This window comes from Marinomonas foliarum, from assembly GCF_016906065.1.
GTDB classification, from domain to species: domain Bacteria; phylum Pseudomonadota; class Gammaproteobacteria; order Pseudomonadales; family Marinomonadaceae; genus Marinomonas; species Marinomonas foliarum.
Map to the genome: position 1 here is coordinate 3,748,610 of NZ_CP070273.1, position 12,975 is coordinate 3,761,584.

A 12,975-nucleotide genomic window follows, 5' to 3' on the forward strand; every position below is an offset into this window, starting at 1 on the left:
TATCAGGTTATGTGCTTCTATACTTGAAGCGTATAAGGGATTTAAAGATTAAAAATAAATTTTCCAATAAAAATAACAATGGAGCTTATTTATGACTACCTCCTCAAAATTCTTGTTTCGTGCAAGTCTGGTTGCCGCTTCGGTTGCTGCAGCGTCATCAGCTTACTCAGCAGGTTTTGCCTTAAATGATCACAGCGCCACAGCTTCGGGTAAAGCCTTAGGCGGGGTGGCGGCTTCGAATGAAGACATCTCTGCTAGCTTCTGGAACCCTGCTTTATTAACTAATGCTAAATCAACGACCGTCTATGTATCTGGCGCTTATGTTATACCCACAATGGATGTAACACTTAACTCAGCTGATGATGCTACTCCAGCTTTAGCGGGGGGAGCGAAAGATTTATCAGCTGATGGTGCTACAAATGATTCTGTTGACAACACTTTGGTTCCTTCTTTTTACTTCGCTAAACCAATATCTGATAAAACAGTTGCAGGTATTGCATTAAATGTGCCGTTCGGTTTGTCTGGTGACTATGGGCAAGATTGGGCTGGGCGCTTCCATGCGACAGAAACGGCCATTCAAGATATAGCACTTAGCTTTTCTCTAGCGCATCGTGTTAATGATTGGGCATCAGTTGGCGCGAGTGTTCAGATCCATAAGGCGGAAGTTGTTCTTGAGTCTGCTGTTGGTACTTCTACTGCGGCGGCGGGTGGAGAAGGTATTGGTCGGATCGAAGCGGATGATACCAGTTATGGTTACAGTCTTGGTGTAGCGTTAGAGCCAAGAAAGGGGACTCGCATTGGTTTGGGATATCGCAGTGAAGTTAGCTTTGATTTTAAAGGCGATGTTAAATACCAAAATGTTGCCGGTGTAAATCAAGGGCTTACTACTGCTGGAGCGGGATACCAATTGATTAATACTAATGTTAGTGATTCAATTGATTTTCCTTCAGTGCTTACATTAGGTGTTGAACAGGACTTAACACCTAAGTTGACTTTAGGCCTTAGTGCCATACGCACTGGTTGGGGCGCAATGGATGGTATCAATATTGACTTTGATAGCAATCAGCCAAATTCAGTTCTTACTTTCGGGTTTGAGGACCAGTGGATGTATTCTGCGGGCTTAACCTACGCGCATTCAGACAAGCTGACTTTGCGTACTGGTATTGCAATGGATAACTCTCCTGTGACGGATGAATACCGTTCTGCTCGTACACCTGATGGCGATCGTAAGTGGATTTCAGTGGGTGCTACATACGATTTCAACGACATGACGTCCGCGACCTTTGCTTTTACCCATGTGATGATAGACGATGTATCGGTTGATCGTAATTTTACAGCTAGCGGTCAAGAAGACGCTTCTCGCGGTACTTTAGACGCAGATTACAAATCGTCTGCCAACGTTATCTCTGTAGCGATGAACATGGCATTCTAAGTTGTTCTGATAGATGTAGTGTTTAAAAAAGCCAGAGTTCAAATTGAACTCTGGCTTTTTTATATCTGTAGTTTGGTGGTTTTGTGAGCGCGCAAATGTCTTGTTGGTTTGATCTTAATAAACCATGCGCAGTTCTTTTGCTTTGGCGTTGTCTTGTGCCGTCCAATCAGACAGAGGAGAAGGTTTAGCGAAATAGTAGCCTTGTAGTGTGTTACAACCTAGAGCAGCCAATAATGTGGCTTGTTCTTTTGTTTCTATGCCTTCGGCAATGACTTTCATGCCAAGTGATTCAGCAAGCTGTATGGTGGACTTCACTATATCGACATGGCGTTGGTCACCTGGTAAAGGTGACACAAAGCGACGATCGATTTTAAGTATGTTCGCTGGGATATCTACTAACTGACCTAAAGAGGCCTGTCCCGTACCAAAGTCATCGATGGCGATTGAGTAGCCATATTGAGACAAGCTTCTTAAGCGTTTATGTATTAACGGGTGAGTCATTACCGAGCTGGTTTCAGTGATCTCTAGTTCCATCATATCAGCCAACCATGGGTTATCCGATATCAGGGCCATAAGCAGAGCGAAGAAAGTGTCGTTCATTAGTTCTTGGCCGGCTAGGTTGAAAGCAACTGGTGTGTATATGTGCTCTTTGTGCCACTCGGATAAGGTGGCGACAAGCTCTCGAACTAGATTCTCTGCTAATAAAGGCAGTAGGCCTAGCTTCTCGGCAACTTTGATAAAGGTGGTGGGAGGAACGAATTTTCCATCATTTTGCCAGCGGGCCAAGGCTTCAAATGAGCATATTTGTCCGTTTGGAGAAACTTGTGGCTGAAGCCAAATACAGATTTCTTTATTTTTAACCGCCGAGCTTAGCTTCAGGCCTAACTTGTGCTCTTCAACGAGTTTGTTTTCAAGGTTGTGATTGTAGTAGGAAAGACGTTCGGTGCTGGTTGAATATTCTAGTGCCATTTCACAGTGTTCAAGTAGCTCTTCTGCGTTCTTCCCATCTGTATGGTAATAAGCTATACCGACTTGATAGTCCATGTTAAGGCGACTGCCATTAACCATAATTTGATTGGGTAAGACGGAACGAATGAGCGTCGATAGGTTTTTTTGAATCAAATAGGCTTGTCCAAGCGGTACAAAACAAGCAAATTTAACACCACGCAATCGACCTATAATCGCTTGGTCTGACAGCTTTTTCTGAAGTGTCTTGGCAAAGTTAAGAATGACTTTGTTTGCGTTGTCTTTGCCATATTGTTTATTGAGTAGCTTGAACTGGCTGATTCTAATGATAAACATGGCACCGGTTAAGTGCTTGTCTTGCTCTTTAATTCGTTGGTTGATCTGTGTGCAAAAGTGTCTATGGTTTGGCAGCAAAGTCAGTAAGTCAAAATGTGCTAATCGGCTATTGGTTTGTTGGGTGCTTTCCAGTTCTTGTTGGATAGCATATAGCTGCGTGTTGTTATGTAGGTGGAGCGCGTAATGGCCGTGTTGTGTCAGTGTGACTCGGCGAATCTCAATATACATATCACTTTTTTGTTTTAAGGTGCACTCCACAAGGCTAGATTGCCAAAATGCCTTTTTAGTCTCGTGCACTGGTGTGAGCCAATCTATTATGCTTGAGTCTACAAAGTCATGTTGCTCTGCTCCTGTTAGTAATTCACGAGCTAGTTGATTGGCTTTTAATATTTTTCCTTTCTGATCGCATAACAGAGTCGGTGTACCTGTATTTTCAAAAAACTCTTCATACATAGCGTAATTATCATTGAGCTTTTTGTAGAGTAGTCTCATGTGAGAGACATTGTTTTCAAGCATTTGAATGATTCTTGAAACAGCAAGAGGTAGACCAATATTAAGTGTGACAAAAGTGAGCAGCTGAAAATAAAAAGACGTCGTATCTATTTGCTCAAGGTCATTGTTTTTTATTGCTATCAAGCAAAAAGGCAAGAGGTTAAAAGCCATTGCTGCTAGAGAGGCTTTAAAGCTGAATAAAAGCCTCGTAATGAGTGGTAACGAGTATAAAGAGACGAGAGCGTATTTTTCAGCATAGGACTCGTTGCTTAAGCTTAATAGCAAAATACTCGTGGTGATAAGAACTAAAAGAAACAATACCGCGGTGACTTTTGTGTACTTGTTGCTAAGTAGAAGCAGCCCAACAAGCAGGCTAAGGTAAAGCGTATTTAACCCGATTAGCGCAATATCACTGTGTGCGAATAAAGAGTGTAATTCTGATATTGCGAATATGCAGATAGTAAGCGCCAGTAAAATTCTGAGTGCGCTTTGCTGGAAGGTCTTTTGGCCTTTTCCGATTGATGAGTCTGAATCGGCTAAAAAATAAGTCTTAAGAAAATCAATAAACATTAATCAACTTCATAATGCGAAAAATAAGCCACAGTTATTTGTGGCTCAAAATAAACAGTACCTAAAAAGAGGTTATTTGACTACGTTAGTTTTTCATATATTTGAAAAATTATGTAGCTATTAGGCGTAAATGGTTATCCCAGTGCAGGCTTGTATGTTTCTTGATCAGAGTGGTTGAGTTTTGTACTGGGTTACTTTTAAGTATTGCGCCAGTTCCACTGGTTAATAAAAATTCGTGGGCATTGTTGGTTGTTGACAGGCCACAAACATCTCGGCAATTATCGATACCCAAAAACGTTTTTGAGTTGACGTGCCAATAGGCAACCAAGCCGCCTTTTGGTGTGCTTATGGCTAATATTTCTCCAGATGCATCGAAACAGACACTTCCGCAGTATTGCTTAAAGCGAATTCTTACTTCTTCTGGGATAGGTAAATATTCTAAAGTTGATTGGTCAAGCTGGGATAGCGCAACAAGAGGCACTTGATCCCATATTTCACCTTGATATTGAAAACCCAGTGCAACCGTACCTTGCTGATTAACATCTAGGTGACGAATGCTTAACTGGTGTAAGTCGTTGCTATTCTTTGATTGATTTAATACCTTGCCGTTATCGAGGTTTAGGTAAGTGACATTGGGTTGCATGGTGTCCAGATTCAAAATCTTTCTGTCTTCATCCGGATGGGTCATGAGACCGCCATTGGCAATCACCAAAGTATTATCACCTAAGAGCACGGATTCATGTGGGCCAACACCATTACTGCTAAATGACTGAATAATGTCACCGCTCGGCCATTGGCGGATAAATACTTTGCCTTGTCCTGATGGGTAATGGTTCTCTTGAGTAATCAGGTGTTTACCATCTTTACTGAAAAGGGCGTGACCATAAAAGTGATGCTCTTTGCTCGGTGTAATATGAAGAACTTTTTGATGGGTTGAGACATCAAAAAACTCCATAAAGAATCCAGGGCGTCGAGCAACAATTCCTATAATACTTTGCGTTGGATGAACAACTGGAGCATGTGCTCTAGCACCCAACTTAGTTGCCCATGATAGATTTCCTGTGTCGTTAAATAGTCCAAAATAATGTTCTTGTTTATTGAGTGAGTACGCAGAGGCGTAGAATTTTGTGTTGGCATCTTGGTCCACCAAGGCAGCCCATGAAGGTGCTGAGATGACTGAACCGCCCAAAGCGCTACTCATCGCAAGGAAAGACCGTCTTGAAAGCATCGTTTTTTAGTCTCCATCTCTACTGTTAAAGCCAATTTGGAAACCTAGTTGGGTGACTAAGCTAGTTAGGTAGGATTGGCTGTTAGAGATTGATTGAACTAAAGGTTTTGCGAGAGCAATGCGTTTTTCTTGCGAGTATGTGGCGTTGAGGTGAAAAAAATCACTGGGTAACTGGAGTGCTAGCTTAAGGTTTTGAGTAAGTTGCGCTTCAAACTGTTCTGCAAGCTCTGGGTCTTTCTGTTTCGCGAGATCGAATAACGAAGGAGAGCCTGCATGATATATTTCGCGATATGATTTAAGATTTTTTTGGATAGCTTTAAGCGGGAGGTCACTTCTATAGAACTCGGCTAGTTTTAAGTTCTCACGGCTATTATAACCAATAGGTGTTTCAAGTTTGGCGTCTTTAACGGCTGACATATGCTCGACCCATTGCTGTAGAAATTGCTCTAAAGCGATTTTTTCAGGATCAAGCCCCATGCCTTCTTCATCAAATACCCAATCTTGTGCTTTGCCATTTTGCCACTGAGTCGCAACCGCGTCGGCGCTTTCAAAATGATGTATTGTTACTTTTTCCAGCAATCGGCAATGCTTAGCAGCCTGGACTGGCTGGAAGTCTGGGTGATAAAGCAAGCTTTCTATAGCGGTCAGGCCGCGTACTGCAATACTTGCTGATGTCCAGAATTTGGGTGCGTCCATTACTTTTGATTCGCCTTGTGCAAGCGATCTGAGCTGTCGTTGAGTTACGCCTTTTTTATCTGGCCAATATTCAAAAGCATAATAACGCATAAAGTAGGTGACAGGACCAAAGTTTAGCCACTGAACTTGCTGCCAATCTAGAGCGTTGTACTGAAAGGCATCTTGTGCGTTTTTAAGAGTTTCTTGTGATGGGGAGCGGCAAAGTGTGTTTGTTTTTTGTTGTAGTGTTTTGGAAGACTCGGAATATGATGCGTAGCCTTGTTTTACGACATTATCGACAATACCATTAAGAGGACCTTCCCATTGGCCTGCAGACGCTAACAAAGGGGATGTAGCACTAATTGCTATGGCAATTAGTTTTGGAAAGTATTTCATTAAAGCGACTCCAAAAAGTAGATGAGTTTTTCACGTTGTTCTTTATTGAGATTTTTGTAAAATTCTTTGCTCTGATTCGCTTCTCCACCATGCCAAAGAATAGCTTCTTCGATGGTTTGAGCTCTGCCATCGTGAAGGAAGCTCACACGGCCTGACACTTTTTTTGATAAACCAATACCCCATAAGGGCGCTGTGCGCCATTCAGCTGGACTGGCTGAAAAGCTTGGGAAGCCACTGGCGAGTGCAGGTCCCATATCATGTAGCAACATATCGGTAAAAGGGTAGAAGGTCCGATTGTTTAAAATGGAAAATTCTGAGCTACTGCCGGTTTTCATTTTCGGTGTGTGGCAGCTAGCACAGCCGCCATCATCAAAAAAACGTTTGCCCTCTAAAAATGTTTTATTAGACAAGTTGCGCATTGCAGGAGGTGAAGACAGAGATACAAATAAATCTACCAATCTAGTCTGTTGTTTGTCGACTTCTAAATTGTCTAAATGTGGGCTATTGCCTGTTGGGCTTTCTAGGCAATCTCTTTGAAATTCAGTGCAGTCACCGTAGGGTGATGGGTTTAATGGTGTTGATAGTCCTAAGTCAGTGTTAAAGGCTGACTGATTTTGTGCGCTAACCGTGGGCATCGATGCCTTATAGCCAAAACGGCCTACAAGGATATTGTCTCCATTTTTTATCCAACTAACGCGACCGCTTATACCATCGTTGTTACTATCGTCTGGATCTGCCTTGGCAATAATGTCTTTCGCTGGGATATTACCGAGTAAGCCCATTCCTATTAGCGCTGGTGAGGTCAGCATGGTGAACCGAGTGCTTTTTTCAAAATTACCATAATTAAGAGTGTGCCAGTGGAGATTTGGGCTTCTTAACTCGACCTTGGTGTTGTCTTTTAATGTTTCAATATGTGTGTCGTAAGTGAGGTAATAATCTCCCTCAGGCTGAATACCAGGTGAGCTTTGGCCTTGAAATTGATGTCCGTAATGTTCGTCTCCAGTATGAGGGTAAATATTTTGAGGCGGTGTGTATGAAGCCGGATAAGACTTTCCAAGGCGTATTAAGAAAGACGGTACAGATACGCCACTAACATTTTCTTCAGGAGCATGACCGCGGCCGTTATTGATATGGCAATTGTTACAAGAGCGAGTATTAAATAAAGGGCCTAAACCATCACTGGCTGTTGTTGATGACGGTGAGGGTACCCATAGCTTTTGAAAGACGTTCTTTCCTATATGGAAATCGAGTTTGTCTTCAATTCCAATTCCGGAAAGAGGTTTAGAATAGTTGTCGGCAATGGCAAGATTCTGGAAACAAAAAAAGCTGGCGTAAACGCCAGCTATGAGAAAGCACAATTTTCTATAATACGCTGTCATAAATAGACAAATACCATTAACTGACTAGATGACAAAGTCTTCCCTGACTTTTATTAGAGCTTTTATTGTAAGCAATTATTTATTCAAACACAGCGCCAGGGTTATCTAGGCTATCTGATCCTTCAAGCGCAATGCCTTGTAGGTCCAGTTGATGAATAATCGCTTCAGTAGTACGGGTTTCATTAACTAAGGAATCAACAAAAGTTTGGACGAGTTGATTGCCTTTAGTGTTATTCATTGCAATAAGCACATCAAAAGTTTGGCCTTTTTTAGCCGCATCTACCATTGCTTGAGCAGCCGCTTCTGTTTCATTTAGCTTTTGCTTCATTTCTGAATCTAACTGAGGGTTTTGTTTAGATACAAGATTAGATAGAGATGCGCCTTTTACCCAGCTACCATCGACACGTTTGTATTCACCTAGGTAAGCATTTTTGATGCCTTTGGCGTCATAGTAATGTGACCAATGAGTGTTGTCAGAAAAACAGTCATGCTCTTCTTCAGGGTCATGAAGCATTAAGCCAAGTTTAGTACGCTCACCACCTAATTCACCATACGCCAAGCTTCCCATGCCAGTTAAGATAGTGGATAGGCCTTGTTCTGGTGTTTGCTCAAGTAAGGCAACACGTGCAGCACCACCATTTTTCCAATTGTTAGCCATTTCTTCTAAGTCAGAAATCAGCAAGTCGGTAGCCGCAACTAAGTAGTCACGACGACGATCGCAGTTACCATTAGTACAGTTATTAAGATCGAAATCGGTAGCAGGGCGTTCGCCAGCACCAGGGTTTGTGCCATTTAGATCTTGACCCCATAGCAAAAATTCAATGGCGTGATAACCACTGGCAACATTTGCTTCTACGCCATCAGCTTCTTGAAGGCTGTTGGCAATAAGCTCAGGGGTGATATGAGTGGTATCGACTTTCTCGCCGCCGATAATAAGGCTTTTAGATGCGATAACATTAGCGGCATAAAGTGGGTTTAGATCGGATTCTGTGCCGTAGCTATCGGCTGCAACATAATCGATTAGGCCTTCATCCAGTGGCCAAGCATTTACCTTGCCTTCCCAATCATCAACGATTGCATTGCCAAAACGATAGACTTCACTTTGTTGGTAAGGAACGCGAGCTACAATCCAAGAGGTTCGAGCTGCTTTCAAATTAGCTTCTGTTGGATTGGCTAAAAAAGTATCGATAGAGGAGCGTAACGTTTTCGCTGTAGTTAGTGAGTCACTATAAACTGCTTCTGCAATATCAGCGTAATGAACAACAACGGAATCTGCAGTAATGGCGCTAGACTGTTGTTTTACTGTGGCTGGTCCACACGCTGTAAGCATCGCACCTGTAACGCACATTGCGATGGGGGTTAACAATCGTTTCATGTTTGAGGCTCCAAAATTATTTGTGCTTGCATAATATTGGAGATAAAAACGATTATCAATAACTTTCTTGCATGTTTTTTGCGTTTTCTGTACTTGCGCTATTGTCCGCACTGATATTGAAATGTATTTCCGGCTGTATTGTGAAGACTATATTCACATGCTTTATCTCTCAATAAACTTTGGCCTTCCCAAGAAACACTCATACTAACGGGTGATTTATGTTTATAGCTTGGAATAAAGCGATAAGCAGCAACCACATCAATACTACTATCTGGTCCCAATTGAATAGATTGTCCAATCAATCGCTGGCGAGTTTCTGAGTTATATAAGGTGTAATCAGTAGTGTATTCCTGATCGCCATTCTCATGAGAAAAGTTAAGCCAAATTTTACGGTATGTTTGAGGTTCTGATGTCGGATTACTAAAACGTAATTTTGTATAGATGATTTGTGAGCGAGAAAGGCTTGTTTGTGCATTTTGATTCACTTTGACATAAGAAGAGCTCGCTTCCTGCCAAGGCATATTAGTACCAAATGATGCATCGATGATCTGAATACTTTCTTTTGAAAAATGTGTTTCAGAAAACTTAATAAGGTCTTTAGCTGGCGCGTACAAAGCCAAAGCAATAACGCCTAGAAGTGCGATTTTATGAATATTATGAGTAGGGCTTAATAGCTTGATCATATCTACATCCTTAAAATATCTTTACTGTTTATTTATACAGTACTGTATATCCAGACAGTTAATTTGTACAGAGACTTTTTTAAAAATAGTTTGCATTTCTAGAAAAAATTATTGATTTTGACCTAGATAAGGTTTTTTAAAAAATTAAAAAATAATGTTTGATTTTATTTACTTGATTGAATTTAAAGGGGTTTTTAATGATTCCCACAGCCTTCTTAACGGTTTCTGTGGACAAGATTTTGATGTTCTTTTTTTGCTGTAATTTGATACAAAAGTCATCTGATTCGATGGCAATAAATGAGCTAGACACTATAATGCAGCCACAAATAAGCAAAGAGGTTGGTTGTGGATAACGTTGATGTGATCGTAATTGGTGCCGGAGCGTCTGGTTTAATGTGTGCGGCGACTGCGGCTTACCGTGGTAAAAAAGTAGTGGTGTTGGATCACGCCAATAAAGCGGGGAAAAAAATTCTGATGTCCGGTGGTGGACGTTGTAACTTCACAAACTTGGATGCTGCCCCTAAACATTTCTTATCTGAAAACCCACACTTTTGCATTTCTGCACTACGTCGCTTTTCATCTCAAGACTTTGTTGATCTCGTGGATCGCCATGGTCTGGACTATGTTGAGAAAGCGCCAGGGCAATTATTCTGTGAACACTCCGCAAAAGACCTGCTTGATATTTTACTGACTGAACTTGAGTGGTCTGGTGCAGAGCTAAAGTTAAACGCAAAAATTCATAATATTGATTTTCAAGACGGGCAGACCGTTGTTAAAACTAATCAAGGAGACTTTGTTTGTGAATCGCTTGTGGTTGCCACAGGTGGTTTATCAATTCCTACCATGGGCGCGACAGGTTTTGGTTACGATATAGCCAAGCAAGTTGGACATGATATTTTATCGACACGTGCTAGCTTGGTACCTATTACTGTACAGCCAGATCGTAAAGCACAATTTTCTGATCTATCAGGTATTGCCTGTGAAATATCCGCAACGGCAAATGGCGTCACTTTCCAAGAGCCAATGCTGTTTACCCATCGTGGTGTTAGCGGGCCATCTATTTTGCAAATTACTAACTTCTGGCAACCAGGCGAAGCCCTTAGCATTAATATCGTTCCGACCTTGTCGTTAGACGACTTACTTGATGTTCGCCAAAGTACTCCGAAAAAGAGCTACGAGGGCTTCTTGTCTAATGTTTTGCCAAAGCGATTGGTAGAGCTAATAAAAACTGAATTCCCTTGGTTAACTGAACGCAGCGCACAAACCTCGAACGAACAGATCGACAGCTTGTTCAATTATCTCGCGAACTTTGACATTTCTCCTAATGGCACCGAAGGCTATCGCACTGCAGAAGTAACCCTAGGTGGCGTAAACACCAACGAAGTGTCTTCGAAAACTTTTGAATCACAAAAACAAAAAGGTCTCTACTTTATAGGTGAAGTGCTCGATGTGACCGGCTGGCTTGGCGGCTATAATTTCCAATGGGCCTGGGCGAGTGGTTTTTGTGCTGGACAGTATGTTTAAAGTGTTTTTGAAATTAGATCGTTAGTGAAGCAGTTTTATAGTAGTTGAGTAAGATTAGGGGATGTGGGAATTCCCCTAATCTTAAATGCTCTCTAAGTAGGCATAGCGGTATTTACAGATCTTGTTTAATATTCACTTACCCTATTTATTTGAGGTGCTAGAATCCATTCTGCGCTATCGTTTAAGACGTCCATTTTGGTTATTTTTCCATTTCGGACTTCGAAGCGATCAGTGTATCGATTTCCATGAAATTCTTGTCCATTTGGCCATTGACCATATAAAAAACCAATAGAGTACACGACACAATGATCGTCTTTTTGCACAGCATCATATTGCTTTATTGATTTTTTTACCCACAAATAACGATCTTTGTTGAATGATGTTATCGCTTGAGTATTCGCCATTTCTCTGCGGCCAGTAAAAGTGATTTTTACATCTTCACTCATAAATGTAGCTGCTTTTTCTGGGTCTGGAACCATTGAAAAAGTTAAGAAGTTACTGACTACCTCAATTGCGCTTTCTAATTCAGTCATGTGTTTATTATTCCTCTGCAATTAATTTACGGGCTTAACTAGTGCGTTTTTTTTCATTTTGCTCTCAGGTAGTGCGTTTTATCTATAAATACCCCCCAATAAAGCTTGGCATCTATATTGCTAGCAATTAATACATAATAGCTAGCAATTAATCAACGAGAGGGTATTTTATGATCTTTGAAAAATTAAAAACAACCGTAAAAAAAACTTTTTGCCTTGCCAGTGCAGCTTTACTGGTTAGTTCTATAAATGTTCATGCAGCAGAACCTATCAAAATTGGTTTAGTGGCTGCACTTTCAGGGCAGTCTGCAAAGTCAGGTGAGGCTATTACTCGAGGCCTTACTATTGCTATTGACGAAATTAATACTAGCGGTGGTGTTTTAGGGCGCCCTCTAGAGTTGATTCGTCGGGATGATGAAAGCAATCCATCTAAAGGGTTACTTGCTGCTCGTGAATTAATCCAAAGAGAAAAGGTTGCGGTTTTGTTTGGTGGTTTAGATACACCTGTATCAATGGCTATTGTTCCGTTGGCTAATCAAATGAAGTTTCCGTTTATGGGGGTTTGGGCTGCAGGAACACCTATTACCAAGAATGGTGCGAAGGAGAACTATGTTTTTCGTGTGTCAGCGGTAGATGAAATTGTTGATGAGGCCTTAGTGAAATACGCTATAAAGAACTATGCGATGAAAAAACCAGGCATGATTTTGATCAATAACCCTTGGGGTGAATCAAACGAGCAAGGTTTCAAAGCTGCGCTAGAGTCTCGAGACATTGCCTATACAGGTATAGAGCGTATTGAATCAAGTGATTTGGATGTTGTTCCACAATTAACGCGTTTAAGAGAAAAAGGTACGGATACTCTATTAATGGTAGCTAACGTTGCACCGTCTGCTCAAGTTGTAAAATCATTAGAGCGAATGGGGTGGGATGTGCCTGTTGTCTCTCATTGGGGGCCTGCAGGTGGTCGTTTTGGTGAGTTAGCAGGTCCAACAGCCGATCGTGTGCATTTCATTCAAACCTTTGTATTTACAGATACAACATCAGGCAAAGGGGGCGAAGTATTCTCTGAGCTACAAGCAAAATACCCTGAAATTAAATCAACTGCGGATGTGACGCCAGCGGTAGGTATTGCAAATGCTTACGATGCTATGCATCTGACAGCTTTAGCTATCGAAAATGCTGGCTCTACGAAAGGCAAAGATATCCGTAATGGTTATTATGCAATTGAATCTTACACTGGCTTGATAAAAACCTTTAATAAACCATTCAGTCATGATCAACACGATGCTATTGGTCCAGACGATTACGTTTTCACCCAGTTTGTTAATGATCAAATTGTACCTGTGAAGTAATTTCATATATCTCTAAGCAAGGACGCTTTTATTT

At 41.4% G+C, this 12,975-nt stretch carries 10 protein-coding genes; 3 read left to right on the forward strand and 7 right to left on the reverse strand.

The features are described 5' to 3' along the window. The first annotated feature begins 91 nt into the window (after nt 1-91). Nucleotides 92-1,432, forward strand: a complete 1,341-nt coding sequence (locus JSY38_RS17390; RefSeq protein WP_205114407.1) for an OmpP1/FadL family transporter — start codon at nt 92-94, stop codon at nt 1,430-1,432. Nucleotides 1,433-1,546: 114 nt separating this feature from the next. Here the strand turns inward: JSY38_RS17390 and JSY38_RS17395 are convergent, their stop codons facing one another. The 6 genes from JSY38_RS17395 to JSY38_RS17420 all read right to left on the reverse strand — a co-directional run bounded on the left by JSY38_RS17395 (nt 1,547) and on the right by JSY38_RS17420 (nt 9,532). After that, nucleotides 1,547-3,796 carry a GGDEF domain-containing phosphodiesterase gene (locus JSY38_RS17395; RefSeq protein WP_114412246.1) on the reverse strand — a complete coding sequence of 750 codons (2,250 nt, stop codon included), beginning with the start codon at nt 3,794-3,796 and terminating at the stop codon, nt 1,547-1,549. A gap of 109 nt (nt 3,797-3,905) precedes the next feature. After that, nucleotides 3,906-5,024, reverse strand: a complete 1,119-nt coding sequence (locus JSY38_RS17400; protein ID WP_205114409.1) for a DUF1513 domain-containing protein — start codon at nt 5,022-5,024, stop codon at nt 3,906-3,908. A 6-nt stretch (nt 5,025-5,030) separates the two neighbouring features. Next, on the reverse strand, nt 5,031-6,095 hold the full coding sequence (locus JSY38_RS17405) for an imelysin family protein (RefSeq protein WP_205114411.1): 1,065 nt from the start codon (nt 6,093-6,095) through the stop codon (nt 5,031-5,033). Further along, nucleotides 6,095-7,474: a di-heme oxidoreductase family protein gene (locus JSY38_RS17410; RefSeq protein ID WP_205114413.1), complete on the reverse strand. Its 1,380-nt coding sequence runs from the start codon at nt 7,472-7,474 to the stop codon at nt 6,095-6,097. Before JSY38_RS17410 ends, JSY38_RS17405 begins: the two co-directional genes overlap by 1 nt. A gap of 79 nt (nt 7,475-7,553) precedes the next feature. Continuing rightward, nucleotides 7,554-8,849, reverse strand: coding sequence for an imelysin family protein (locus tag JSY38_RS17415; protein ID WP_205114416.1), 1,296 nt, complete (start codon nt 8,847-8,849; stop codon nt 7,554-7,556). Between the two features lie 98 nt (nt 8,850-8,947). After that, complete coding sequence (locus JSY38_RS17420) at nt 8,948-9,532, reverse strand: hypothetical protein (RefSeq protein ID WP_205114418.1); 585 nt, start codon at nt 9,530-9,532, stop codon at nt 8,948-8,950. A 393-nt stretch (nt 9,533-9,925) separates the two neighbouring features. Here JSY38_RS17420 and JSY38_RS17425 point away from each other — a divergent pair, with 393 nt between their 5' ends. Continuing rightward, nucleotides 9,926-11,056 carry a BaiN/RdsA family NAD(P)/FAD-dependent oxidoreductase gene (locus JSY38_RS17425; protein WP_239544652.1) on the forward strand — a complete coding sequence of 377 codons (1,131 nt, stop codon included), beginning with the start codon at nt 9,926-9,928 and terminating at the stop codon, nt 11,054-11,056. A gap of 125 nt (nt 11,057-11,181) precedes the next feature. Here JSY38_RS17425 and JSY38_RS17430 read toward each other — a convergent pair whose 3' ends face one another. Further along, entirely contained in the window at nt 11,182-11,589 is a 408-nt protein-coding gene (locus JSY38_RS17430) for a nuclear transport factor 2-like protein (RefSeq protein WP_114412239.1), read from the reverse strand. A 170-nt stretch (nt 11,590-11,759) separates the two neighbouring features. Between JSY38_RS17430 and JSY38_RS17435 the strand changes: the two genes are divergently transcribed. Then, nucleotides 11,760-12,941: an ABC transporter substrate-binding protein gene (locus JSY38_RS17435; protein WP_205114422.1), complete on the forward strand. Its 1,182-nt coding sequence runs from the start codon at nt 11,760-11,762 to the stop codon at nt 12,939-12,941. Nucleotides 12,942-12,975: the final 34 nt, after the last annotated feature.

Excerpts from the sequence above, each read along its gene's own strand:
- JSY38_RS17390 (WP_205114407.1), top strand. The coding sequence starts at position 92 with ATGACTACCTCCTCAAAATTCTTGTTTCGTGCAAGTCTGGTTGCCGCT.
- JSY38_RS17395 (WP_114412246.1), bottom strand. The coding sequence starts at position 3,796 with ATGTTTATTGATTTTCTTAAGACTTATTTTTTAGCCGATTCAGACTCA.
- JSY38_RS17400 (WP_205114409.1), bottom strand. The coding sequence starts at position 5,024 with ATGCTTTCAAGACGGTCTTTCCTTGCGATGAGTAGCGCTTTGGGCGGT.
- JSY38_RS17405 (WP_205114411.1), bottom strand. The coding sequence starts at position 6,095 with ATGAAATACTTTCCAAAACTAATTGCCATAGCAATTAGTGCTACATCC.
- JSY38_RS17410 (WP_205114413.1), bottom strand. The coding sequence starts at position 7,474 with ATGACAGCGTATTATAGAAAATTGTGCTTTCTCATAGCTGGCGTTTAC.
- JSY38_RS17415 (WP_205114416.1), bottom strand. The coding sequence starts at position 8,849 with ATGAAACGATTGTTAACCCCCATCGCAATGTGCGTTACAGGTGCGATG.
- JSY38_RS17420 (WP_205114418.1), bottom strand. The coding sequence starts at position 9,532 with ATGATCAAGCTATTAAGCCCTACTCATAATATTCATAAAATCGCACTT.
- JSY38_RS17425 (WP_239544652.1), top strand. The coding sequence starts at position 9,926 with ATGTGTGCGGCGACTGCGGCTTACCGTGGTAAAAAAGTAGTGGTGTTG.
- JSY38_RS17430 (WP_114412239.1), bottom strand. The coding sequence starts at position 11,589 with ATGACTGAATTAGAAAGCGCAATTGAGGTAGTCAGTAACTTCTTAACT.
- JSY38_RS17435 (WP_205114422.1), top strand. The coding sequence starts at position 11,760 with ATGATCTTTGAAAAATTAAAAACAACCGTAAAAAAAACTTTTTGCCTT.